Raw genomic sequence first — 24,389 nt, 5'->3', positions numbered from 1 at the left:
TGTCCGATGGTGCCGACGTTGACGTGGGGCTTGTTGCGTTCAAACTTGGCCTTTGCCATGGGTAGTTCCTCTTTATTTGGGCCTAGTTACTTGACTAAAGTATTCAAATAATATGAATACTTTAATTAGATAGTACTAAGCACATTAAGATAAATGTTAAAAGGTTGCACATTCGATGTGCAGATATTATAAGAAAATTACAACCAATAACAAGTCTTTTAACAAGTTATTGGCATATTCTCTACTGACAATACAAAGATTTGCGTTAGATTGTCTTATTTAGCAATTTCTTACTTACTCATCGTCATCTTTAGAGTTGAATTTAGAGATGATTTCAGCAGCTACTGACTTTGGAATTTCCGCATACTTTTGGAATTCCATTGAATACGTAGCACGGCCTTGTGACATAGAGCGCATTTGAGTGGCATAACCAAACATTTCTGCTAATGGTACTTCAGCACGGATCTGTTTAGTACCACCAGGTAGATCTTCCATACCCTGAACTAAACCACGACGACGGTTAAGATCGCCCATGATGTCACCCATGTAATCTTCAGGTGTTTCAACTTCTACTTTCATCACTGGCTCAAGTAGCGCTGGATCCGCTGCCATGAAACCTTTTCTAAAGGCCATAGAACCTGCCATTTTGAACGATAATTCATCAGAATCGACATCATGATAAGAACCATCATACAAAGTTGCTTTTACGCCAACAACTGGGTAACCAGCAAGTACGCCGTTTTTCATGCGCTCTTGGATACCTTTATCAACAGCACCATGGAATTCTTTTGGTACAGTACCGCCAACAACTTCTTCAGCGAATTCATACTCAGTTTCGCCCGCTGGATCAAGTGGCTCAAGACGTAACCAAACGTGACCAAACTTACCACGACCACCAGTCTGACGTACAAATTTGCCTTCTTGTTCAACAGTATTACGAATCGTCTCACGATAAGCAACCTGCGGCGCACCGATGTTCGCTTCAACGTTGAATTCACGCTTCATACGGTCAACTAGAATCTCTAAATGTAGCTCGCCCATACCGCTAATGATCGTCTGACCAGATTCTTCGTCAGTGTGTACACGGAACGATGGATCTTCTTTTGCCAAACGGCCCAAAGCAATAGACATCTTTTCTTGGTCAGCTTTAGTCTTAGGCTCAACAGCTAGACTGATAACTGGATCTGGAAATTCCATACGCTCAAGAGTAATAACGTTGCTCTCATCACATAACGTATCACCAGTACCTACGTCTTTCATACCAACTAGAGCTGCGATATCGCCAGTACGAATCTCTTCTAGCTCTTGCTGTGAATCTGCCATCATTTGGACAATACGGCCTACACGCTCACGCTTCATTTTAACAGGGTTATAAACACTGCTGCCCTGCTTAATAACGCCAGAATAAACACGTACGAATGTTAAGTTACCAACGAACTTATCGTTCATAATCTTAAACGCTAGTGCTGAGAAAGGCGCTTCATCAGAAGCTTCACGCGTACCTTCAGTCTCATCTTTGTCGTCAAGAATACCACGAATAGCTGGTACATCCATTGGAGCTGGTAGATACTGAATAACCGCATCTAGCATCTTTTGTACGCCCTTGTTCTTAAAGGCAGTACCACAAAGCAATGGAATGATTTCGTTGTCGATGGTCAATTGACGAAGCGCGCTGTGAATTTGTTCTTGAGTCAATTCGCCATTTTCAAGATACTCATTCATTAATTCTTCTGATGCTTCAGCAGCATTTTCTACTAGATACTCGCGGTACTCTTCTGCTTTGTCTTGTAGTTCCGCTGGAATATCGCGCTCGTCGTATTCCATACCCTGAGAGGCTTCATCCCAGTAAATAGCTTTCATAGTGACAAGATCGACAACACCTTCAAAATCGTCTTCTTTACCAATTGGGATAACCAACGGTACAGGTTTACCACCTAGACGAGTTTTGATTTGCTCGATAACACGATAAAAATCAGCGCCAACGCGATCCATTTTATTAACGAATGCCAAACGTGGCACTTGGTATTTGTTTGCCTGACGCCATACGGTCTCAGACTGTGGCTGAACGCCGCCTACTGCACAGTAAACCATGCACGCGCCATCAAGTACACGCATAGAACGTTCAACTTCAATGGTGAAGTCAACGTGACCTGGGGTATCAATGATGTTGATACGGTGTTCGTCGAATTGCTTAGCCATACCTGACCAGAAGCAAGTCGTTGCTGCTGAAGTAATAGTAATACCGCGCTCTTGTTCTTGCTCCATCCAGTCCATGGTAGCCGCACCATCATGGGTTTCACCAATTTTGTGGCTAACACCGGTATAGAATAAAACACGCTCAGTAGTAGTCGTTTTACCAGCATCAATATGCGCTGAGATACCGATATTGCGATAGCGTTTTAGGGGAGTTTTACGAGCCATAGTGTTTTCCTAAGGAAATTCGTGTATATAATAATGTGTTGTGTCTCTGCCTAATACTCTATGACAAAGCAGTCAGCTTCGTAATATTACTTACTGATTATTGGGCCTAATACGGACAAAAAAGAGCAAATACTAAGAATATAGTGGCATAAAACTTGAGATGTTTTCTAATAGGTAATTTGTTTATTTAAAAAGGACCATTGCTAGAAAACATCTTGATAGATAGCCGCCACCCAGTTAAAAATAGGCTAAACCTTTTATAAACTGGATAAAGAGTGGCGGCAATCAGTAGAATAGAAAATATAAAATCAGTTAAAGCGATCTATCAATCTATAACTTAATGTAGAGCACTATTAGTAAGCGGCTTAGAAGCGATAATGAGAGAATGCTTTGTTTGCATCTGCCATACGGTGAACTTCATCACGCTTTTTCATAGCATTGCCTTTACCTTCTGAAGCATCAGACAATTCGCCAGCAAGGCGTAAAGACATTGATTTTTCAGAACGTTTAGCAGCAGCTTCAGCCAACCAACGCATAGCCAATGCGGTACGACGGGAGGGGCGTACTTCCATTGGTACTTGATAGGTTGCACCACCAACACGGCGAGCTTTCACTTCAACCATAGGACGTACATTTTCTAAAACTTCTTCGAAAAAAGATACTGGATCTTCGATGTTACGCTTTTGACTAACTGTATCAAGCGCACCATAAACGATACGTTCGGCAGTAGACTTTTTACCATCACTCATTACATGGTTGATGAATTTAGCGATGGTTTGGCTACCAAACTTAGGATCTGGAAGGATCTCACGGGTAGCAACGACGCGACGTCTTGGCATAATAAATTTCCTTGTCTTCAGGAGTGTCCGACATTCACAACATGGCACCATTTAATAATGTAGGTGATATATCAAGTTGTCAGTCAGCCTTACTGCATGGCGGTATGTTATAACGACCTATTATTGGTCTTATCAATAAAGCGGTTAACACCAAGCCCATGCACAGTTAATGGGTGATACGATTAAGCGGGGCTAATATAATATTAAGCTTTAGGCTTCTTCGCACCATATTTAGAACGACCTTGCTTACGGTCTTTAACGCCTGCACAGTCTAATGCGCCGCGAACAGTGTGATAACGTACACCTGGTAGATCTTTTACACGACCACCGCGGATAAGTACAACACTATGCTCTTGTAAGTTGTGACCTTCACCACCGATATAGCTTGATACTTCATAACCTGAAGTCAAACGTACACGGCAAACTTTACGCATTGCTGAGTTGGGTTTTTTTGGCGTAGTAGTATATACACGAGTACATACACCACGGCGTTGTGGGCACGCTTGTAACGCAGGAACTTTTGACTTTTCCTTGATGGTTTTGCGACCCTTACGAATCAATTGGTTAGTTGTTGCCATAAGGCATCCTTCTCCCGTTTGGTATAAAACAAAAAAATGGGCAAACCTGCCATCCTTTCCATAAACATGAAAATTTTGGGGTACCCATTTTTAGGACAATGTATTATAAAGAGTTGTTACTGCTATTTCAACTACTTATAGACAATGCTACTTTACAATACCTAAAATATATGTATCAAGTATACTTGCTACCAGTTAGTGATATTACAAAGCATTAAATGTACACATAAAAAGCTTACTACCTACTTCTGAAAAATTATTGAGTACTAGGCTTGTTATCGTATATATGGCGTTGCCAGCTTACTTTTCAAGACAGCTCTAGGTATGTTTACTGCGTTTTGGATAATATGTTACCAGTCAACGCTATGCTCATCTACTTAGTATCTGCTTTGTTCTTGGCGTCAACGGTTTTATCATCTGCTTTATTGTCATTATTATCATTTTTAGTCGACGTATCGGATTCTTCTTGTATAGAATCACTGTCGGACTCTTCTGACTTACTTTCTTCATTTGAGTCTTCATCGCTTGCCATTTGTTTGACTTGTTCTTCACTGCTACTATCATCAGTAATAAAACGATTGGCAAGTTTTGGCTCTGGCGCAAAAGTCGCTTGAGCAACGCCAAGCACTTCATCAATCAAACGACTATTATAATGCATACCAACAGCTACCGCTGACACGGGTAACAAACGACGTAACCATGTTAAATCGACTTGATCCAAATCAAACCCTACTTGTCCAGCAATGTTATCTATTTGCTCTGCATAAAAATTAACATTTTGGTTTTTGAGCCCAAGGTTCTGTAACTCGCTGTGCAAACCGCGACTTTGAGCATTATCAAGTAGGCCTTTTCCTACCCCAATACCTGCCAATAGGGCTTGTTTTTCTTGCATTTTGCTCAAATCTGCACTGGCAAGCAGCTCATAAGCCATTTTTATACCTTGTTTACCCGTTAAAGGTTGATCGTAAACAGCCGCTAATTGATAAACAGAGCGTAAAGACACCAATAGCAACCATAGCGTATCAGCCAACAATCCTGGCAACCCTGCTAAGCCCGTCAAACCGCCCAAAGTCGCCAACGCTCTATTCTGGTTAGCAATATCAGTCGCTAATGCATAACGCTCTTCATCATCCAATGCAGTAATATCAGCAAAACGATGCTCATTAGGTAAGTCTAGTTGACTCCAGCTCGCTGCAAGTTTTGCAACCTGAACAAAAGAGCTGTCTAATACAGATTTGAACAAACTATTAGGAACAACTTTTTTAGCATATTTACCATAGGTGGCAAAGCGTGAACCTAATAGCTGCTGGGTCGTTTTTAAGGTTTGCTCCCGGAACAGATCTTGTTGGAAGTCTTCATCGCCCAAATTTACCGCTTTATATTGACGTGGTTTACCTGCTTTAGCATTAGCACTATCAATGAGCGAGCCCATACGCTCAAGATTATTACGAGTAAAATGACCAATAGTATTGATACCTTGAGAGAGAGTACTACGCTTTGCCATCGTTATATCCTTAAAATGGTGGTTAAACAACCTAATAATTAGTCGGTATGCCTTTACTTTATGTAGTCATATATTAGATATATTAACATACTAGTAAATATGGGCAAAAAGAACAATGATACGTACTTATATCAGTGTTTGAGCCGTTATCTTATCTATTTCTTAGACTCTATGTCAGTGTGAACAATGTTATTAATGTCGCAAAATTTGTATCCAAGAGTGTGGTTTATTTCTATTCTTACTTATCCTCCATACTGTATATAAGTTAGATTTTTAACCCATCTACTTTATCTAGGAATGCTATAATAGAACATATTATAACGTTTGTACTTAAGTACAGTTTTTGCTTCGTTAATACGTTGTTGTAATATTGACGTAATAACCTGCAAATCTATATATGGTTAAATTATAGTTATAGATATTGGTCAGTAATTTTTAGATATATCGATAGTAATTTATTATTATAAGGAATGGAATATGCGCCGAGTTGTGATTACTGGAGCAGGGATTGTCTCTTGTATCGGACATGATTTAGACGCCGTTACATCTGCTCTTAAGCAAGGAGAGTCTGGCATTAGATTCAATGAGACTTATGCTGAACAAGGGTTTAAGTCGCAAGTTAGTGGTAGCATCGATAAGACTGCGTTAGACACTTCCGGTATTGATCGTAAGTTAAAGCGTTTTTTCAGCGATGCAAGCCTTTATGCGTATGTGAGTGCGTTGGCGGCTATCAAACAGTCTGGATTGTCCCTTGAGACCATCAATCATAATCCGCGTGTTGGCGTGGTTGCAGGCTCGGGTGGCGCATCGACAGGAGATGTTGTCAGTGCTGTTGATTCTATGCGTGAAAAAGGTTTACGTGGGGTCGGTGCAATGGCAGTACCTAAGACTATGAGTAGTTCGGTATCAGCTGCGCTTGCAACTGGACTAAAAATCCAAGGGGTTTCCTACTCTATTTCTTCAGCTTGTGCAACATCAACCCATTGTATTGGACATGCAGCTGAGCTTATTCAATTGGGTAAGGCTGATGTGGTACTTGCTGGTGGTAGTGAAGCTGAAGATTGGACCCAGTCTTGTATGTTTGATGCTATGGGTGCCATGAGTACTCAGTACAACGATGTACCCAAACAATCTTCACGCGCTTATGATAAAGATCGTGATGGCTTTGTAATTGCTGGTGGCGGTGCAATGGTAGTGGTTGAGAGTCTCGAGCATGCCAAAGCGCGTGGCGCAAATATTTTGGCTGAGATCGTCGGCTACGGTGCCAGCTCTGATGGCGCAGAAATGGTTGCTCCGAGTGGAGAAGGTGCGGTACGTTGTATGCAGCAGGCGTTAGATCAAGCAGGATTAGAGCGTGTTGACTATATCAATACTCATGGTACCAGTACACCGTTAGGGGATATTACTGAGCTAAAAGCCATCGCCAAAGTATTTTGCTCTGATGCTGACCCTACCACGCAAAACTCTGTTCCCCCTATTAGCTCAACCAAATCAATGACAGGTCATAGCCTAGGAGCAGTTGGCGCGCAAGAGTTAATCTATTGCTTGCTTATGCTACAAGAAGATTTTATCGCGCCAAGTATCAACATCGAAAATATCGATGAGGCAGCAGCACCGTTTGATATCGTCACTGAGCTACGTGAAACCCAGCTAGACACCCTGATGAGTAATAGCTTTGGGTTTGGTGGTACTAACGCGACCTTGATTATTAAAAGGTTTGACGCTTAAAACATGCTTGCACCGAACGCTTTTCAAGATACGACCAAACAGACTCACTTTGTACAAACGCCAGCTATCAAAAATAGCTGGCGTTTTGGCGAGTTGTCGGCCACAGAACTGCTACCAAAACTACAGCAGCATTTGCTTGCAAAAGATAGCAATGCAAACTGGCAATTAGTCTGGCTAAATAATGATGGACATCCTGTGATTGGCCTACTACCCAAAGTAAGCTGGTCTGTATATCCTGCTCATAATCAAACCTCTCATACACAGCCGCCTACCTATAAAGTAATAAAACACTGCCGCAATGATGAGAATGCTGTTACGACAGCATATATGAGTTATACCAAGTGGCAGGACGAGTTAATTGTTTATAGTCGAGCTCATGAGGCTAACAATACTGCTTTAAACTCTCTAAACACACTCTATGAGAAGCCAAATTATCATCACGGTTTAGTAGGTTTTATTGGTTATGATATTGCCGCGCATGAGCTGAGTCCAGCAGCTAAAATCGAGCTGGCAGCGCAGCCTTGTGCTGTCTTAGGGCATTACGATATATACTTGACTCAGTCTGTTATAAACAAAGCTGGCTGGACGTTAAATACTATAAAATCAGATGTTGATAGCCCATTAACAAACTTGGCAGTAGCTAAGCTTATATCGTATTTGGATGCATTAGACCTTGAGTTGTCTAATATAAAAACAATAGCCCAGGTTATTCACTGTCAACTGACGCCCTTAATATTAAATGCACAGTGGCATAAAAGGGACTACTATAATGCTTTTAGAAAAACCCAAGACTATCTACAACAGGGCGATTGTTACCAAATCAATCTGACGCAAGCATGGCAAGGTTGTCTTCATAAGTTGGATGGCTCATATGACAATAACAGCTCTATGACGTCTCTTATCGATTACCTACCTGCCCTATACCAAAATACACAAGCACCATTTGCAGGCTACTTAGGAGCTCACAATCATTTAGATGATGAAAAACCTGAGCATTTAGTAGCTAATAATCATACTAAAAGCGTTAAAGAGCTTAACAACTCACCTTTAAGCTTTGAGATATTAAGCTGTTCACCTGAGCTGTTTTTTACTTTTATAAACAGTACGGCTACAGGCTCTCACCATATTATTACAAAGCCTATTAAAGGCACGCGTCCTAGAGGTAGCACTGATAAGCAAGACTTAATGTTAAAGCAGCAACTCATTGACAGTGATAAAGATCGAGCTGAGAACGTTATGATTGTTGATTTATTGCGTAATGACTTAGGTAAATATGCCAAAACTGGCAGTGTGAAAGTGCCGCATCTGTTCGCTATCGAAAGCTTTAGTAATGTCCATCATATGGTAAGTACCATCACCGCCGAGCTCAGAGTAGAGACTCACCCATTAGCCGTATTGTTTGGCAGTCTACCTGCAGGTTCAATCACTGGTACACCCAAAAAACGCGCCGTTGAAATTATTTCTGAATTAGAAACAGCACCGCGTGGTGCCTATTGTGGCACCATGGGCTATATGAATTTTGATGGAAGTGGACAGTGGAATGTACTCATTCGTACGTTGCAAGCTAATAACTTAGCAAATACCGAGACAGAGGTCAGCTTATGGGCAGGCGGCGGTATCACTGTCGCTTCTGATCTTGAAGAAGAATATCAAGAGTGTCTCGACAAAGTGGGCAATCTACTAAACGTATTGAACCAATCAGACATCATATAAGAATTTGTACCAAATATTTCGGCATGCAAATCTTATATAGTGAACTCTGCTATCAACCAATCATTTAATATTGTCCTGACGAAAACTTAGCCCATATTTGAGATAGTCTCACTATCTTCGCTATACGTTTGCATAGCGGTCAGTGCATCAATCAAGCGCTCATGCTGTGCTTGCGTACCAACAGTAATACGAAGGTATTCTTGAATGCGCGGCTTATCAAAATGACGCACAATGATGCCTTGCTCGCGTAACTTAGCGGCCACTGCGCTTGCATTTCCATCTTTAGGACGAGCAAATACAAAGTTGGCATGCGATGGCAGTACTTGATAGCCAAGTGTTGTTAGCTGAGTCGTCAATGACTTGCGCAGATCAATGACTTGTTGGCGGGTTTGCTCAAAATAATCATTATCTAAAACGCTAGCAGTTGCTCCAGCTTGCGCTAACTTATCTAATGGATAGCTATTAAAGCTATTCTTCATACGCGTCAACGCCTCGATTAATGAGGCATTACCAAAAGCCATACCCACACGTAGTCCAGCAAGTGATCGAGACTTTGAAAAGGTTTGAGTCACCAATATATTATCGAACTCGTTGATCAAACTGACTGCTGAAACTTGCGTGCTAGAGTTGGTCTCATCTATACAAGCAAAGTCAATATAAGCTTCATCAATGACTATCACTGAATTGGAGTGCTCGCTGGCAAGTTTACGAATATCGGCAAGCGATAATAATAGACCTGTTGGCGCATTGGGATTGGCAATAATGATACCGCTACAAGGCTGACGATAAGCATCGGGATCGATACTAAAATCATCTTCCAATGCAATCTGTACCAGCTCTACACCGAAAGTCTGCGCATAAACAGGATAAAAGCTGTAGCTGATATCTGGTGCTAATACAGGACGCTCTTTTAGAAAAAAGCTGGCAAATACTAAAGCGAGAACTTCATCCGAGCCATTACCGACAAATACCTCGTTTATATCAAGATTATATAACTCGGCTAATGATGCACGCAGATCATCAGATTCAGGGGCTGGATACAGACGTAAATCATAAGCCTGCTGCTCTAAGACGTTAGCAATGGCCTCCCCTACCTTCGGAGATGGTGGAAATGGGTTTTCATTGGTGTTTAGTTTACACAAATTGGCATGCTGGGGCTGCTCACCAGGGACGTAAGGTGACAAGTTACGTGCTTTAGACGACCAAAGTCTGGTATCAACTTTTTGTTCACTCATAAGTTATCCTACTAGTAGCTAAAAGGGTTGCAAGACCTAAAATGACAGTAATAATAATGTTTTGATGATATCTTATTAAATTCTATACAGCCTCAGTTATAACCACTATATATTTCTGATAAAGGGTTCTTTATATCCGCTATTCTGTCTATATAACGTCTATGTATAGGTATTTTACTGGTAACGATAACGAGCTGAGCGCGCATGAGCTTCTAAGTCTTCGTGCTGCGCTAAAATGTCAGCGGTCTCAGCCAATGGCTTGCTACCGCCTTCACTACAATAAATGATAGATGATTTCTTTTGAAAATCGTATACACCGAGCGGCGAAGAAAAACGCGCAGTCCCTGAGGTTGGTAGCACATGATTGGGCCCTGCACAGTAGTCACCGATTGCCTCAGGCGTATGACGTCCCATAAAGATAGCACCCGCATGACGAATATCATCGAGTAGCGCATCGGGGTCATCAACAGACAGCTCTAAATGCTCAGGCGCAATACGATTGATTAAAGCCATACCCTCGCTTCTATCTTTGACTAGGATAAGCGCGCCACGATTCTGTAATGAGTCGCGAGCGATATCTGCTTTTGGCAATTCTGCCAGTGCGTTTTCAATCTCTGTAGCGACTTGTGCTAACTGCTCGCTGCTTGTCGTCACAAAAATCGCTTGAGCAATACGGTCATGCTCAGCTTGAGACAACAGATCCATGGCTAACCAATCGGCACGGTCATGCGCTTCACCTTCTGCATACACCAGCACTTCAGAGGGACCAGCTATCATATCGATACCTACCTGCCCAAATACGGCTCGTTTGGCGGCTGCCACATACTTATTGCCAGGACCAGTGATTTTGTCTACCGCTGGAATAGTTTTGGTACCATACGCTAACGCTGCCACGGCCTGAGCGCCACCAATCGTAAACACGCGATCGACTTGTGCCAAATGCGCGGCTGCCAATACTAAGGGGTTTAGTACGCCATTGGGGGCTGGCACAACCATGATAACTTCTGTGACGCCAGCGACTTTTGCAGGAATAGCATTCATCAGTACAGAAGATGGATAAGATGCGAGCCCGCCTGGTACATAAATACCCACGCGATCAAGCGGCGTCACTTTTTGTCCTAAGCGATTTCCCAACTCATCTTCATATTGCCATGTTTCTTGAACTTGACGTTTATGAAACGTCTGCACACGCGTCGCTGCTGTGGTCAGTGCCGACTTCACTTTTTCGTCTAAACTGTCAAAAGCTTCAGCGAGTGATTGTTTAGACAATTCTAACTCTTGTATCGTCGTTGCTGGATGCTGATCAAACTTTTGGGTCAATGCTAGCACCACCTTATCACCATCATGACGTACCTGAGCAATGATATCATCAACAGTCTTTAACAGATCAACATCATTGACTGTCTCAAAGGCCAGCAGATCCTTTAACTGCTGTTCAAAATCGGTATCTTGGGTACTTAACTGGCGCATGATCTAATCCTGTGTTTAAGCCAAAAAGACTGCTGAGAAAGTAAAAACTACGAAAACAATTAAACCGTAATAATAGCTTCTAATAAACTAACTATAGCTATTTTAGCTAAATGACAATGAAGTTTTCTCAGTAGTTATCTACTAAAAAACCAGTTTAGCACGCTATATTCATTATAGAACGCCAAACTGGTTTTAAAACTCACATAACATCCTTTTATATTATTAATAATAAGTATGATCTACGTTCAATATTGATCAACCATGTGATAATCAAGAAGCAGCCGCAATACTGTTTTTAAAGCTCTCAAGAATAGGCTCGAGTAGCGCAAACTTACGCTTATAGCTGACTTGGTTAACGATCAAACGAGATGATACATCACAAATATGCTCACGCGGCTCTAGACCGTTCGCTCGTAGTGTATTGCCCGTATCGACCACATCAACGATCAAGTCACCCAAACCGACTAACGGTGCAAGCTCCATAGAACCATAAAGCTTGATCACGTCTACTTGCTGGCCTTGACTGGCAAAGTAGGCACGAGCAACATTGACATATTTGGTCGCAATACGCAGACGACGATTGGGCAATGCTGCATCTTTTACGCCTGCTGTCATAAGCTTACATTGAGCAATCTTTAAGTCTAACAATTCATAGACATGATTGGCACCGTGTTCAAGAAGTACGTCTTTACCTGCTACCCCAAAATCAGCGGCGCCATGTTCTACATAGGTTGGCACATCACTAGCGCGCAGGATAAGTACACGCACGTTTGGGTTTGAGGTAGGGAAGATAAGTTTACGTGATGCATCAGGGTCTTCTAGTAAATCAACGCCAGCCGCCTGTAGTAGCGGCATTGTCTCTTCTAAAATACGACCTTTTGATAATGCTAAAGTGAGGCCATTAAACTCATTGTCTACTTCATTTAATAAGTCGTTAGTCTGTAAGCGTTCATTTTGCTCAGTCATAATGACAAGGTGTCCATATAAAATTGATGTCCCTAAAGGTTAGGGACTGTGTGTTATACCGCTGATAAAAATAAGCGCCCTACGCAAGATATTATAAATCTAGTCGTTAGTATTGATACGCTCAATATTAACCCCTAAGGCGCGAAGTTTGTTTTCGACATCTTCGTAACCGCGATCAATATGATAAATACGGTCAATCAAGCTCTCACCTTCAGCGGCAGATGCTGCCATTACCAATGACATCGATGCGCGTAAGTCCGTTGCCATGACTGGCGCCGCTGTAAAGTGCTCGATACCTTTGACCACCGCTGTATGACCATCTACCTGAATAGAGGCACCCAAACGATTGAGCTCAGGTACATGCATATAGCGATTTTCGAAGATATTTTCGATAATGGTGCTTGTCCCATCTGCCAGACAACAAATTGCCATCAACTGAGCTTGCATGTCTGTGGGAAACCCAGGATGTGGCTGGGTACGAATATCAACAGGATGCGGACGTCCTGCCATCTGTGCACGTATCCAGTCCTCACCCGTTGTAATCGTCGCACCCATTGCCTCAAACTTCTCTAGCACCGGATATAGTAGTGCTGCATTGGTTTTTTTGGTTAGTACATCTCCGCGAGTCATCAAGGCGCCTGCTAAATACGAGCCCGTTTCAATGCGATCAGGGACTACTGAGTACTCACAACCTTGTAAGCGCTCTACCCCTTCAATCGTCATGGTCGCTGTACCAATACCGCTAATCTTAGCGCCCATTGCAACCAGCATATTGGCCAAATCAACCACCTCTGGCTCAAGTGCGCAGTTACCTAAGACAGTCGTGCCTTTGGCTAGTGCCGCCGCCATAATGACGTTTTCGGTACCACCAACGGTGATCATATCAAAAGAGAAGTGACAACCAATCAGCCTGCCACCTTTAGGAGCCTGGGCTTTGACGTAGCCGTTCTCTACAGTAATATGAGCGCCCATTGCCTCAAAGGCTTTTAGATGTTGATCAACGGGACGTGAGCCTATCGCACAGCCGCCTGGTAGTGAGACTTCTGCTTCACCAAAACGCGCCAGTAGCGGCCCCAATACCAAAATCGATGCACGCATTGTCTTGACAAGATCATAAGGTGCATAGAAATTATCGATACTTTTGGTATCACAAGTGACGGTATCGCCTTGCTTTTGAATATCGATACCCATGCCAGCGATCAGCTTAATCAATGTACGCACATCTTGTAGTGAAGGCACGTTATGCAAGGTGGTGGGCGTCTCAGCTAATATCATAGCTGCAAGCAAAGGCAAAGCGGCATTTTTGGCGCCAGAGATAGTAACTTCCCCTGCGATACGACTACTACCGGTGATTAAAAACTGATCCATAAAAGTGACAACCTAGCTATATATGTGAAGAAGAATGCGATGAATAAAAATCAAAAGCTTGCATTATAAAAATAAGAACCGTTTAACCTTGAGACTGTGCTTCCCACTCAGCAGGCGTCAATGCTTGAATATTGAGCGCATGAATGTCACCGCTGGCAATCTTATCATTTACCAAGCCATAAATAGCTTGCTGTCGCTGTACCGCACGTTTGCCCTCAAAGCTGGCATCGACGACACGTACATCAAACTTATTGCCTTGATTGGCAGCTTGAATAAAAGCATCTGGGAAATGCTGCTGTAAAAATGCAATCAAATCATCAGCGTTCATGCTCATAAAAAATCCTATTATTATATTAAAAGTAATGTTTGTATGATCTATATAAGAAGGCTATGCCTCATATAAAGGCATTATTATAACAAGAGTTTAGCCATCTTACAGTATTGTCTACTCACAAGCATGAGTGTCAACTCTACGACTGTTAGTCTATTTACTTTAACGTTTTGTTTAGATACGTTAATACTTGCGCACGTACATCATTAACCCAGCGTAATGGTGGTGCCATCGCTCCGATACTCGTGGCATGACTGGCGCCTTTAATTTGGCCATTTTCGACATTGGCACCGTAGTCATTTAATGCTTGAGTCATTTTGATAGTATTTGTATCGTGCACGGTTTTGTCGTTTTCGGCAGTCAATAGTAAGTACGGTGGCTGCGTACCCTTTATTTGGCGATCAGGCATCACGTCATCTGGCGTATCATCGGCGCTAAAAGCAGTCACACTAGCAAATTTACGAAAGTCATAGCTATAAGGACCGGCAATACCAATAACGGCAGCGATATCGTTTGGTTTAATGCCGTAAGGTGTCAAAAAATCTTCATTAGAAACGGCAGCTACCGCATTGAACGCGCCAGCAGAATGACCAATGACAGCTAAGCGCTTAGGGTCGACATGAATACTTGAGGCGTTATTAATACTCCATGCAACTGCCTGTGCAGCGTCTTTAACGTAATCAGGGTATACATGCTCAGGAGCTTTTCGATAGTTGATGACTGCGGTCACGTAACCTGCTTGGGCTAAGCTTTGACCAACAAACGCATACTCATCTTTACTACCACTCTCCCACGAGCCCCCATGTACAAACACAACCATTGGATAAGTATCCACGATAGTGTTTCCGGCTTTCATACCCTGCGCCAACAGTTTTGGATAGTAAATATCCAAATCTTGTAACGGCTCATCGCCATACAATATATCTTTACTGACACCCACGCCACCGTTTGCAGTGATACCGTTCACCACAGCCAGCGCTGACAATGCTTGAGCCTGCTGGGTTGCAAAGGTAATAGCACCTACGGCTACTATACTTGCACCTACCAGCTTCAACTTATGGTTAGATGGCTTGCGGGCAGAGATGTCACTGGTTGACGCAGTCGTGTCCATTGCTTGTTGTGCATAATCAAAGTTTGAACCTTTCATTATTGTTATCCTTATTATTGCCAGCTCGTAGTTACCATGAGGTTGACTGACATAGCGATTGATCCAAAGTTGTGACTAAGGAGGGCTCTACTTTACGAAGCGCTCATAACACCAGCTAGCTTATGGATTTTGGTATAAATTAACATAAGGGCTAGAAGATGGTTGTTCAGTTAGGTCACCAGCTTCTGACGCACTATTATTCGCTACTGGCGTAGTGGGTGCTACGTTGCCCGCGGCCGTTGCAGGTTCGATCTCTCTGACAATAGGTCCTGTACTGGTTGCTTGCGTAGCAGTGTTTTTGGGCTCACTCTCTGACATAATGTCTGCGTCATTAATAGGCAAACCTCTATTGTCTACGACTGTCGTTAGTAAGACCAATTCAGTAATACCAGCCGTACTATTGGCAATATCGATTAGATGACTTTGCTGTGTGGGTGTCACTCTACCCATGATATAGACCACACCATCATTAGTCACAGCTTTTAATTGTGATGCTTTGACTGCATTATTAGCCGCAGTTTTAGCCATCAATTTTGATGTGATATAACCATCATGGACGGTTGAGCTATAACCTCTAGCGACACTGACATTTAGCTCGTTATAAACACGGCGAACATCGGGCATGGAGCCGACTACTTTTTCAATTTGCGTCTTTAGCGCCTCTGTTGGCACCTCGCCTGTAAGCAGGACCTCACTATAAAAGCTATCAATACTTATTCGGCTATTGGTTTGTAGATCTTCTTGTAAGCCATAAACATTAATCTTTGCTGTGTGCTCAATACTACGATCGAGCAGACGTTGCGGGATAGTACGTTCTGTTACTGGCACTCCATAAGTCCCCTCAGTACTATTGGTTAAGTAATTGGTTGTACAGCCTGTACTAACCATGCTAGCCATTAAAACAGCACCTATCATCGCACGATTAATAGCGACACGTGGTGTTTTATAAACGGATTTGAATGTATACAACCTTGTCATTATATTCCTCATCAAACACAGTCAGTATTTAAAATTTAGTATAAGGCTTAATAGCATTTGGCAAAATTTGTGTCGCTAGAACACAGTAAACATTATAATGATTTTATAGGTAATATTGTTTGTTATATCAGCTTTGTTGCATACAAAATCATAATCATAATAAGATTTAATCGTAATGAGACTCAATGAAGATAAGGAGGTTCTACCTTGCTCTAAACACTATGCCAAACACTTTACTTAATTTTTATAATCAGCGGTTAGGTTTTTGGTAACGGCAACTTGTTGGATGAATACTCTACGTATCTTTCTAAACATCTTCTCTTTATTGGCCAACTAAACACGCTACCATGCTGTCGCCACAAACGCACCCAAAATCCACTCTGGCTGATAACGTAGTGTTGGACGTTCGATAAAACCGTCTTTATCATTGTTTTTATCGTTTGCATTGTGACTCATAACACTGCTCGTAGGACGTTCAATATCGTAAGCAATCACGTCAAATCGGCACTCAAATTGTGCATATTTTGGATATTGTTGCAAAAAGTATTTGGCAGTTTTGATAATTTTGCGCTGCTTGGCTTTGGTCACACTAAGTGCTGCATCACCAAAACTTGAACGTAGCCGCTGACGTACCTCAATAAATACCAACGTCGACCACGTTCGACCTGTTTCTAACATCACCAGATCAAGCTCACCTATTTTAGGTTGTTGCCAGTTTTGAGCGATAAGTATCAGACCCTGTTGTTGTAAAAACTGACAAGCCTGCTGTTCAAACACACTTCCCTGACGCTGCTTAGGAGACGTCAAAGTCAGTGGCCGATGGCCATTAGTTGGTTTAACCATAGCGATAAGTAACCGTAAAAATAGTCAATTCAGATTTATCATAGCACAACATGATAAACTAACTACTTTTAGGTATTCAACATCACATTTACGAGGTCTTCATGTCTACCCCTACTGCGATGCCAGCTTGTCTGTATATCGTTGCTACTCCAATTGGTAATTTGAGCGATATGACGCCGCATGCAATTGAAACTTTAAAACACGTGGCTATTATTGCCTGTGAAGACACTCGCACTTCAGGGAAACTATTGGCGCATTTTGGTATCGATACCAAAGGCGACAATACCAATGATAAGCCTGTTAATAAAATTGACAATATTGATGCCGCAGCAGACAATAAAAATCGCGGACATAATAAACTGTGGGCATATCATGAACACAACAGCGCTATCCAAACGCCCAAAATCATCGAGATGATCCAACAAGGGCATTCGGTCGCTCTAATTAGCGATGCAGGCACGCCACTGGTCAGCGATCCAGGTTATCAGTTGGTGCAAGCCGCGCATGCAGCTGATGTCAAAGTATCGCCTATTGTCGGTGCCTCAGCTGCGATTGCCGCGCTGTCAGTCGCCGGACTACCTTCTGATCGCTTTAGCTTTATTGGCTTTTTGCCTGCAAAAACGCATGGTCGCCAAAAGCAGCTATCTGCGTTGAAATCACGTCCTGAGACACTCATATTTTATGAGGCACCGCATCGCATTGTGGCAAGCTTAGAAGATATGGTAGAAGTATTTGGTGCTGAGCGCGAAGTAACCTATTGTCGTGAACTGACCAAAACTTTTGAGACCGTATATAAAACGACCCTTAGAAGTCTTGTTGACTTTGTTAAAGCCGATGATAATCAGCGGCGTGGTGAAATAGTTGTGGTCATTGCAGGAGTCAGCGTCGTACAAGACGACGATATCAGTGTCCATGACAAACTATTGCAGCGCTTACTAGAAGATATGTCCGTCAAAAAAGCGGCGTCTTTAGCTGCTGATATTACAGGTGTCAAAAAGAATGCTTTGTACCAGCGCCTTCTTGAGCTGCAAGCTTAGCAATCAATTGGATGGCTATTTTATTTTAATATTAAAAAGGGAGAGATAATACATGTACGATGTGATGGCGATAGGTAATGCCTTGGTTGACTATGAATTCGTGCTAAGTGATGAGGCATTGGAAGAGACCGAATTAACCAAAGGCAATATGACTTTGGCAGGTTTTGAGGAGCAGCAGCAAGTATTGGCATTCTTAAAACTGGCAAACATTAAGCTATCAAAGCAAGCGGGTGGTGGCTCAGCTGCCAATACTATGTTTACTTTTGCAAGCTTAGGCGGTAAACCTTTTTACGCTTGTCGTATAGGTGACGATATCCAAGGCACATTTTATCTAAAAGATTTAAACCAAGCAGGCGTTGCCACCTCATCTAAATCAGTACATGAAGGTGGCGTGACAGGCTCTTGTGTGGTCGCTGTCACCCATGACGGTGAACGTACGATGCAAACCTATCTTGGTACATCCAGTGATATCACTGCTGATAATGTTGATTTTGACGCACTAACGCAATCAGACTGGCTATATTTAGAAGGCTACTTGGCGATGTCTGAGAGCATTCAACCTGCCATGACCCAGCTCCGTCAACAAGCAGGGATTCATAATGCCAAAATTGCGGTCAGCTTTGCCGATCCAGCGGTGGTGAAGTTTGCGAAAGAAGGTTTACTTAATATGCTGGGTAATAAAGTTGCCGTAATATTCTGTAATAGTGAAGAAGCGCGTCTGTTCACTGAGAAAAAACAACATAAGGCTTCAGCACGTGCATTGCTTGAATATTGTCAGATAGCCGTGGTTACTGATGGGGCTAATGGTGCAATCATCGCTTGTAAACCTGAAGAAAAAAACAGCGACATTATTATTCATGAAGTACCAACGCCCAAAGTGACCAATGTAATTGATACAAATGGAGCTGGTGATAACTATGCAGGTGCATTCTTATACGCCCTATCACAGCAATATAGCCTGCCAGAATGTGGTCGTCTTGCCAGCGAAGTGGCCAGTCAAGTCATTCAACAGTTTGGGCCACGCTTAACTTCACAAGACTATAAAGACATAGCTCGCCGGGTGCTGGTCGCTTAAAACCAAGCTCTTTTAACGTTGTTAAAGCTATGTAGTTAAATTGATACCTTCAAATCCATTAAAAAGCCCATATTATTACGATATGGGCTTTTTGGATGACAAACTGTTTTTAAACAGAGGCTGACGCTAACGCCTGTGCCAGATCTGCTTTTATATCCTCAATGTGTTCGATACCGATAGACAACCGCACCATGTCATTACTAACGCCTGCTTGTTCCAATTCTTGCTCGTTTAGCTGACGATGCGTCGTCGTCGCTGGATGACAGGCCAAAGACTTTGCATCACCGATATTGACCAAGCGCGTGATCAGTTGCAACGCATCAATAAAGCGTGCCCCTGCTTCAAGACCCCCTTTTACTCCAAAAGTCAAAATAGCAGATGGTGTGCCTTTCATATACTTTTTGGCAAGCTTGTGCTCAGAATGATCGGGCAAGCCTGCATATTTTACCCAAGCAACCCCATCATGGTCACGCAGATACTCAGCAACGGCTTGTGCATTTTGTACGTGACGCTCCATACGTAAACTTAACGTCTCCATACCTTGCAAAATACTAAAGGCATTAAGGGGACTTAATGCTGCGCCAGTATTGCGTAACGGTGCAACGCGAGCACGAGCAATAAAGGCAGCCGCGCCCACATCTTTTACAAAGTTTACGCCATGATAACTGTCATCCGGGGTGTTTAATAGTGGAAAGCGCTCAGGATAATCACCCCACGCGAAGGTCCCACCATCAACGATAGCGCCACCAATTGAAGTACCAGTGCCGCTCATATATTTGGTCAATGAATGAATGACGATATCAGCGCCGAACTCAAACGGACGGCAGAGTGCTGGCGTCGCCACCGTATTATCAATCACTACAGGCACCCCATACTCGTGGGCGATATCACTGACCGCTTGAATATCGATAATATTGCCCAGCGGATTACCGATGCTTTCGGCAAAGACCATCTTGGTTTTGTTATCGATCAAACGACGAATAGCCTCAGGGTCTTTGTGATCAAAAAAGCGAACTTCGATACCTTGGCGCGGTAGTGCATGAGCGAACAGATTGTAAGTGCCGCCGTATAGAGTCGATACTGCGACAATATTGTCACCCGCCTCGCAGATGGTTTGAATGGCATAAGTGATAGCAGCCATACCAGAGGCGACCGCAAGTGCGCCAATACCGCCTTCAAGCGCTGCTACGCGCTCCTCTAGTACCGCATTGGTCGGATTCATAATGCGCGTATAGATATTCCCTGCAACCTTGAGGTCAAATAAATCTGCCCCGTGCTGTGTATTATCAAAAGCATAGGAGCTGGTATGATAAATAGGCACTGCCACTGATTTGGTTGTCGGCTCAACAGTGTAACCTGCATGAATGGCAAGCGTCTCTAAGTGCGCGGTATTCTTTAGGTTATTGTCAGTATTATTCTCTGGTTGTCCATCACTCATCACATACTCCTTAATATTAATCGAAAACGTATTGAATAAAAATAATCTCTAAGAAAGCTATTTCCTAAATCATAGCAATAAAAAAAGCTGAGTTCATCATAACCCAGCCTCTTTATTAAAAGAATAGCCATTTATTCAGCGCCTAATGCCTAATATTCATAAGCAATAAGTGTAATAAGCCTTATTCATACCGTTTTTTACACTTATAGGTCGCCGATTTACCATGTAAGCATTTACTTATAGTAGGCGTTTTCAGTGTGAGTGTGGTCCGTCTCATCGACCACTTGGGTCAGCTCTGGTATTTGCTGCTTAAGTTGTACTTCAACCCCTTGACGCAGAGTCATATCGACGGCTGAACACCCTTGGCAACCTCCACCAAATTTTAAAACTGCCGTTAAGCCAACACCCTCTTCCTCGATTAGCTCTAGCAGATCTACCATACCTCCATGTGCAGCAAGTCCTGGGTTTATCTCTGATTGCAAAATATAGTTAATGCGCTCTTCAACACTGGCATCAGCACCGACTTTTGGCACTTTTGAGTTCGGTGCACGAAAAGTCAGCTGGCCACCGAAACGGTCTTTATTATAATCAATGACTGCGTCTTCTAAATAAGGGACTGACGCCGCCTCAATAAAGGCCGAAAAATTCTCGTAATCGAACCGCAAATCAGCGCTGTCTTCTTCACCTGGCTGATTGTATGCCATACAGCACTCTGCACGCGGTGTGCCAGGATGCTCAACGAAGATACGCACGCCAATACCATCAGTATCTTGCTTTGACAGCAGATCAGCCAAATAGCCTTGCGCTGACTCAGTAATCGTAATATTGCTCTTAGCTTCAGTCTGTTCAGTGTCTAATGCTGACTCAAAGTCTGCAGACTGGTCTAATTGACCAGCAGTTTGGTTGTGCTCACTCATAAGGTTTCCTATGCGTTATGACACAAATGCTATGTCTGTCATAGTTGCTGTGTCGTGAATTTTATAAATAAAATAGGTGGATTATTAAACACTGCAGTTTATCGTTGTATGAGCTTGGTTTGACTACAGTTTTAATAAAGTTATGACGACTATTATAACGCATTCAGATGATAATTCCGACTGCGCCACTATGATTTAACTATGACCGTCACAAATGGTTGCGATTGGTTTTTTGAATAATCAAATTTAAAAAGTAGAGGTCGTAAAGCCCTCGTGATAATACAAAAAAATAGAGTACGTGTTATAGCCTATATTAAGACTGTGTTGTTAATTATCAAGCGTTGGTAGACTCTTATGATAGACAAAAGAAAATACGCAAAACGCTAATAAGAGCAGTGTTCCAATTTTTAATACTTTATTAAATTATCTCAACGATATTTATTTATGCTTTACTTGGTAATGATATCTTTTAAGAATTCCTAATGCCTATTTAATACCTATATCATTAGTACCTCTCCCAAACGACTTGTACGAGACCACTTTTATGATGACACAAACGCCACATTTAGTGACGACTAAAGACGGTGAGCAAATTGCTATTTGGCGAGTTATTGAAAGCATAAAGGTTAGTGAAGCATCTGATGATAATGTTGCAGCTCATACCTCTATTGAAAGTATAAAGGTAGCTAAAGCACAAAATATATTGCTGACGCATGGTACGTTTTCGGACAAACACACCTGCTTAAAAATCGCAGAGTACTTAGCCGGTCTTGGTCATCACTGCTACATTATGGAATGGCGTGGTCATGGTCACAGCTCAGTGCCAAAAGATAAATTTAACTTTGAAACCGTCGCGACTTATGACTTTGAAGCGACTTTTGGTTATTTATTTGATGAATTAGAGCTGGACAACTTGCATTGTGTCACTCATAGCGGTGGCGGCGTCGGCTTGACCATGTTTTTAGTCCAAAATCCACACTATATCGATAAAATTAATAGTATCACTATGTTTGCCTGCCAAGCGTTCGGGGCGGCCATGAATGTCAAAAACTACGTCAAAATTTTCACAGCCAAATTACTTACCCGACTGTTTGGCTACATCCCTGCAAAAAAACTCAAAATGGGGCCTATTAACGAAAGTTATTATACGATGAGTCAGTGGTTTGATTGGAACCTACAAAAGAACTTTAACAGTAGCTTTATTAAACACAGGGAGTTTGAAGAAAACATCATTAATAAAGTTACCAATGATGACAGCTTCGATTATCGTCAGCTTATGTCAATGATTACCATACCGATTTATGCTATTAGTGCTAGAGGCGATACATTCATCTCCCCAACTGGCGGCTGTAAATTATTTTTTGATGCTTTTGACAACCCTATCAATGTGTTTCGTGAATACTCAATCAGTAATGGAAATTTGGACGATTATACCCATAGCCGCATTATGATTAGCCGTAACGCTGCCAAAGAGATTTGGCCGACGGTTGTCGCATGGATTGAGAAGCATGCGAAGTGAAAAGACATTTACTAAAACCAGCTTCATGATAATGTTGAGAAGCTGTACCAAGACATTCTAAAACGAGCAATTACACACCACTAAACATCTTTATACTTGTCAGCAACTCCTATGCTGTGTCAGTATTGGCGTCATTAAATTGTTTTCCATCAAAAAAATAAGTAGTAGGAAATTGGCATCTATGAGTGAATTGTCAGAGCAACATTTGGATAAGCAAGATAGCAAACATTACCGCTATTTGGTATTTATTGGTCGTTTTCAGCCGTTCCACCGTGGTCATAAAGCCGTCATCGATGAAGCCTTAAAACGTGCTGATGAAGTTATCATGTTGATTGGTTCAGCCAACTTGCCGCGTAGTTTGCGCAATCCCTTCAGTGTCGCTGAACGTGCCAACATGATTCAAGGCGCTTATTCAGCAGATGAAGCAGCTCGTATTCACTGCGTCGGCTTGGATGATGCACTCTACAATGACACGCGCTGGCTACAATATGTACAAGCAGGCGTCAAGTCTATCACCGGTGACTTAAATGCTGATATTGGTCTTATCGGTCACTCTAAAGACAGCTCTTCTTATTACTTGTCGCTATTTCCAAACTGGGCATCGGTTTCTGTTCCCAATTATCATAACTTATCTGCTACTCCTATTCGCGATAGCTACCTAATGGGGGCAACTCCTACCCCTGAGCGTACACCTGAGTCTACTCGCAAAGTCTTAGATGAATTTAAAGAGACGAGTCATTATCAGCAGCTGCATGAGGAAGCAGGCTTTATTGATAAGTATAAAAAACAATGGGAGTCTGCACCTTACCCCCCGACATTTATGACCGCTGATGCCTTGGTCGTACAGTCAGGACACATATTGTTGGTAGAGCGGCGCAGCATGCCGGGACGAGGGCTTTGGGCGCTGCCTGGTGGGTTCCTTAATCCAAAAGAGACCTTATTTGACGCCTGCATCCGTGAGCTACGTGAAGAGACTCGCTTAAAAGTCCCTGAGCCTGTACTGCGCGGCTCTTGCCACAGTCAACATACTTTCGATGATCCTTATCGCTCTGCACGTGGTCGCACGCTTACCCAAGCCTTTTACTTTCAACTCAAGAATGACGCAAATGGCCTACCAAAAGTAAAAGGTAGTGATGATGCTGTACACGCTTTTTGGTTACCCCTAGCCGAGCTTGATGCCACCATGATGTTTGAAGATCATTATGCGATCATCACTAAGATGGTTGGGTTGTAATAGCTCATTTAGTCGACCGTTTAGTTCATTATTTAAGTGATTACTAAC

The 24,389-nt window shown here is 42.5% G+C and carries 20 protein-coding genes; 6 read left to right on the top strand and 14 right to left on the bottom strand.

What is annotated here, in order from left to right:
* Positions 1-294: 294 nt before the first annotated feature.
* The 4 genes from fusA to Q0890_RS13195 form a co-directional block, all read right to left on the bottom strand.
* Positions 295-2,421, bottom strand: coding sequence for an elongation factor G (gene fusA, locus Q0890_RS13210; RefSeq protein WP_299221863.1), 2,127 nt, complete (start codon positions 2,419-2,421; stop codon positions 295-297).
* Between the two features lie 365 nt (positions 2,422-2,786).
* The gene (gene rpsG / locus Q0890_RS13205; RefSeq protein ID WP_058369539.1) at positions 2,787-3,260 is read right to left on the bottom strand and encodes a 30S ribosomal protein S7; all 474 of its coding nucleotides are present in this window, start codon (positions 3,258-3,260) and stop codon (positions 2,787-2,789) included.
* A 203-nt stretch (positions 3,261-3,463) separates the two neighbouring features.
* Entirely contained in the window at positions 3,464-3,838 is a 375-nt protein-coding gene (gene rpsL / locus Q0890_RS13200; protein ID WP_025646352.1) for a 30S ribosomal protein S12, read from the bottom strand.
* 373 nt (positions 3,839-4,211) lie between these two features.
* Positions 4,212-5,342 carry an EcsC family protein gene (locus Q0890_RS13195; RefSeq protein WP_299221858.1) on the bottom strand — a complete coding sequence of 377 codons (1,131 nt, stop codon included), beginning with the start codon at positions 5,340-5,342 and terminating at the stop codon, positions 4,212-4,214.
* A gap of 477 nt (positions 5,343-5,819) precedes the next feature.
* Here Q0890_RS13195 and Q0890_RS13190 point away from each other — a divergent pair, with 477 nt between their 5' ends.
* Together Q0890_RS13190 and Q0890_RS13185 are read left to right on the top strand one after the other, a co-directional pair.
* Entirely contained in the window at positions 5,820-7,070 is a 1,251-nt protein-coding gene (locus tag Q0890_RS13190) for a beta-ketoacyl synthase N-terminal-like domain-containing protein (RefSeq protein WP_299221856.1), read from the top strand.
* A gap of 3 nt (positions 7,071-7,073) precedes the next feature.
* A complete protein-coding gene (locus Q0890_RS13185) occupies positions 7,074-8,783 on the top strand; it encodes an anthranilate synthase component I family protein (RefSeq protein WP_299221853.1) in 1,710 nt (569 codons plus the stop codon).
* 86 nt (positions 8,784-8,869) lie between these two features.
* On the opposite strand, the gene hisC is transcribed toward Q0890_RS13185, so the two are convergent.
* The 8 genes from hisC to Q0890_RS13145 all read right to left on the bottom strand — a co-directional run bounded on the left by hisC (position 8,870) and on the right by Q0890_RS13145 (position 17,121).
* On the bottom strand, positions 8,870-10,018 hold the full coding sequence (hisC, locus tag Q0890_RS13180; protein WP_299221850.1) for a histidinol-phosphate transaminase: 1,149 nt from the start codon (positions 10,016-10,018) through the stop codon (positions 8,870-8,872).
* Positions 10,019-10,192: 174 nt separating this feature from the next.
* Positions 10,193-11,488 carry a histidinol dehydrogenase gene (hisD, locus tag Q0890_RS13175; RefSeq protein WP_299221847.1) on the bottom strand — a complete coding sequence of 432 codons (1,296 nt, stop codon included), beginning with the start codon at positions 11,486-11,488 and terminating at the stop codon, positions 10,193-10,195.
* 270 nt (positions 11,489-11,758) lie between these two features.
* A complete protein-coding gene (gene hisG / locus Q0890_RS13170; protein WP_299221844.1) occupies positions 11,759-12,454 on the bottom strand; it encodes an ATP phosphoribosyltransferase in 696 nt (231 codons plus the stop codon).
* A 99-nt stretch (positions 12,455-12,553) separates the two neighbouring features.
* Complete coding sequence (gene murA / locus Q0890_RS13165) at positions 12,554-13,822, bottom strand: UDP-N-acetylglucosamine 1-carboxyvinyltransferase (protein ID WP_299221841.1); 1,269 nt, start codon at positions 13,820-13,822, stop codon at positions 12,554-12,556.
* A gap of 82 nt (positions 13,823-13,904) precedes the next feature.
* Positions 13,905-14,156 (bottom strand): BolA/IbaG family iron-sulfur metabolism protein, encoded by a 252-nt coding sequence (locus tag Q0890_RS13160; RefSeq protein ID WP_299188909.1) that lies wholly within the window; start codon positions 14,154-14,156, stop codon positions 13,905-13,907.
* Between the two features lie 154 nt (positions 14,157-14,310).
* On the bottom strand, positions 14,311-15,300 hold the full coding sequence (locus Q0890_RS13155; RefSeq protein WP_299221838.1) for an alpha/beta hydrolase: 990 nt from the start codon (positions 15,298-15,300) through the stop codon (positions 14,311-14,313).
* Positions 15,301-15,420: 120 nt separating this feature from the next.
* On the bottom strand, positions 15,421-16,278 hold the full coding sequence (locus Q0890_RS13150) for a BON domain-containing protein (protein ID WP_299221835.1): 858 nt from the start codon (positions 16,276-16,278) through the stop codon (positions 15,421-15,423).
* A gap of 342 nt (positions 16,279-16,620) precedes the next feature.
* On the bottom strand, positions 16,621-17,121 hold the full coding sequence (locus tag Q0890_RS13145) for a YraN family protein (protein ID WP_299221833.1): 501 nt from the start codon (positions 17,119-17,121) through the stop codon (positions 16,621-16,623).
* A 101-nt stretch (positions 17,122-17,222) separates the two neighbouring features.
* Here Q0890_RS13145 and rsmI point away from each other — a divergent pair, with 101 nt between their 5' ends.
* Together rsmI and Q0890_RS13135 are read left to right on the top strand one after the other, a co-directional pair.
* Positions 17,223-18,158 carry a 16S rRNA (cytidine(1402)-2'-O)-methyltransferase gene (gene rsmI / locus Q0890_RS13140; protein WP_299221831.1) on the top strand — a complete coding sequence of 312 codons (936 nt, stop codon included), beginning with the start codon at positions 17,223-17,225 and terminating at the stop codon, positions 18,156-18,158.
* Between the two features lie 52 nt (positions 18,159-18,210).
* On the top strand, positions 18,211-19,233 hold the full coding sequence (locus Q0890_RS13135) for an adenosine kinase (protein ID WP_299221829.1): 1,023 nt from the start codon (positions 18,211-18,213) through the stop codon (positions 19,231-19,233).
* A 109-nt stretch (positions 19,234-19,342) separates the two neighbouring features.
* On the opposite strand, the gene Q0890_RS13130 is transcribed toward Q0890_RS13135, so the two are convergent.
* Positions 19,343-20,671, bottom strand: a complete 1,329-nt coding sequence (locus Q0890_RS13130) for an aminotransferase class I/II-fold pyridoxal phosphate-dependent enzyme (protein ID WP_299221826.1) — start codon at positions 20,669-20,671, stop codon at positions 19,343-19,345.
* A 233-nt stretch (positions 20,672-20,904) separates the two neighbouring features.
* Positions 20,905-21,588 carry a Fe-S biogenesis protein NfuA gene (nfuA, locus tag Q0890_RS13125; protein WP_299221824.1) on the bottom strand — a complete coding sequence of 228 codons (684 nt, stop codon included), beginning with the start codon at positions 21,586-21,588 and terminating at the stop codon, positions 20,905-20,907.
* Between the two features lie 544 nt (positions 21,589-22,132).
* Here nfuA and Q0890_RS13120 point away from each other — a divergent pair.
* Together Q0890_RS13120 and Q0890_RS13115 are read left to right on the top strand one after the other, a co-directional pair.
* Complete coding sequence (locus tag Q0890_RS13120; protein ID WP_299221821.1) at positions 22,133-23,107, top strand: alpha/beta fold hydrolase; 975 nt, start codon at positions 22,133-22,135, stop codon at positions 23,105-23,107.
* A 181-nt stretch (positions 23,108-23,288) separates the two neighbouring features.
* Positions 23,289-24,341, top strand: coding sequence for a bifunctional nicotinamide-nucleotide adenylyltransferase/Nudix hydroxylase (locus Q0890_RS13115; RefSeq protein WP_299221818.1), 1,053 nt, complete (start codon positions 23,289-23,291; stop codon positions 24,339-24,341).
* The last annotated feature ends 48 nt before the right edge of the window (positions 24,342-24,389 follow it).

The organism is uncultured Psychrobacter sp., assembly GCF_947488565.1.
Classification (GTDB): domain Bacteria; phylum Pseudomonadota; class Gammaproteobacteria; order Pseudomonadales; family Moraxellaceae; genus Psychrobacter; species Psychrobacter saeujeotis.
Note: the sequence above shows the minus strand (reverse complement) of the source record. Positions and strands in the feature narration are given on the sequence as shown.

What these genes read in the sequence shown, in the direction of transcription:
- Q0890_RS13190 (WP_299221856.1), top strand. Translation starts at nt 5,820, where the DNA reads ATGCGCCGAGTTGTGATTACTGGAGCAGGGATTGTCTCTTGTATCGGA.
- Q0890_RS13145 (WP_299221833.1), bottom strand. Translation starts at nt 17,121, where the DNA reads ATGGTTAAACCAACTAATGGCCATCGGCCACTGACTTTGACGTCTCCT.
- Q0890_RS13120 (WP_299221821.1), top strand. Translation starts at nt 22,133, where the DNA reads ATGATGACACAAACGCCACATTTAGTGACGACTAAAGACGGTGAGCAA.
- nfuA (WP_299221824.1), bottom strand. Translation starts at nt 21,588, where the DNA reads ATGAGTGAGCACAACCAAACTGCTGGTCAATTAGACCAGTCTGCAGAC.
- hisG (WP_299221844.1), bottom strand. Translation starts at nt 12,454, where the DNA reads ATGACTGAGCAAAATGAACGCTTACAGACTAACGACTTATTAAATGAA.
- Q0890_RS13195 (WP_299221858.1), bottom strand. Translation starts at nt 5,342, where the DNA reads ATGGCAAAGCGTAGTACTCTCTCTCAAGGTATCAATACTATTGGTCAT.
- rsmI (WP_299221831.1), top strand. Translation starts at nt 17,223, where the DNA reads ATGTCTACCCCTACTGCGATGCCAGCTTGTCTGTATATCGTTGCTACT.
- rpsL (WP_025646352.1), bottom strand. Translation starts at nt 3,838, where the DNA reads ATGGCAACAACTAACCAATTGATTCGTAAGGGTCGCAAAACCATCAAG.
- Q0890_RS13135 (WP_299221829.1), top strand. Translation starts at nt 18,211, where the DNA reads ATGTACGATGTGATGGCGATAGGTAATGCCTTGGTTGACTATGAATTC.
- rpsG (WP_058369539.1), bottom strand. Translation starts at nt 3,260, where the DNA reads ATGCCAAGACGTCGCGTCGTTGCTACCCGTGAGATCCTTCCAGATCCT.
- fusA (WP_299221863.1), bottom strand. Translation starts at nt 2,421, where the DNA reads ATGGCTCGTAAAACTCCCCTAAAACGCTATCGCAATATCGGTATCTCA.
- Q0890_RS13185 (WP_299221853.1), top strand. Translation starts at nt 7,074, where the DNA reads ATGCTTGCACCGAACGCTTTTCAAGATACGACCAAACAGACTCACTTT.
- Q0890_RS13115 (WP_299221818.1), top strand. Translation starts at nt 23,289, where the DNA reads ATGAGTGAATTGTCAGAGCAACATTTGGATAAGCAAGATAGCAAACAT.
- Q0890_RS13130 (WP_299221826.1), bottom strand. Translation starts at nt 20,671, where the DNA reads ATGAGTGATGGACAACCAGAGAATAATACTGACAATAACCTAAAGAAT.
- Q0890_RS13160 (WP_299188909.1), bottom strand. Translation starts at nt 14,156, where the DNA reads ATGAGCATGAACGCTGATGATTTGATTGCATTTTTACAGCAGCATTTC.
- Q0890_RS13150 (WP_299221835.1), bottom strand. Translation starts at nt 16,278, where the DNA reads ATGACAAGGTTGTATACATTCAAATCCGTTTATAAAACACCACGTGTC.
- murA (WP_299221841.1), bottom strand. Translation starts at nt 13,822, where the DNA reads ATGGATCAGTTTTTAATCACCGGTAGTAGTCGTATCGCAGGGGAAGTT.
- Q0890_RS13155 (WP_299221838.1), bottom strand. Translation starts at nt 15,300, where the DNA reads ATGAAAGGTTCAAACTTTGATTATGCACAACAAGCAATGGACACGACT.
- hisD (WP_299221847.1), bottom strand. Translation starts at nt 11,488, where the DNA reads ATGCGCCAGTTAAGTACCCAAGATACCGATTTTGAACAGCAGTTAAAG.
- hisC (WP_299221850.1), bottom strand. Translation starts at nt 10,018, where the DNA reads ATGAGTGAACAAAAAGTTGATACCAGACTTTGGTCGTCTAAAGCACGT.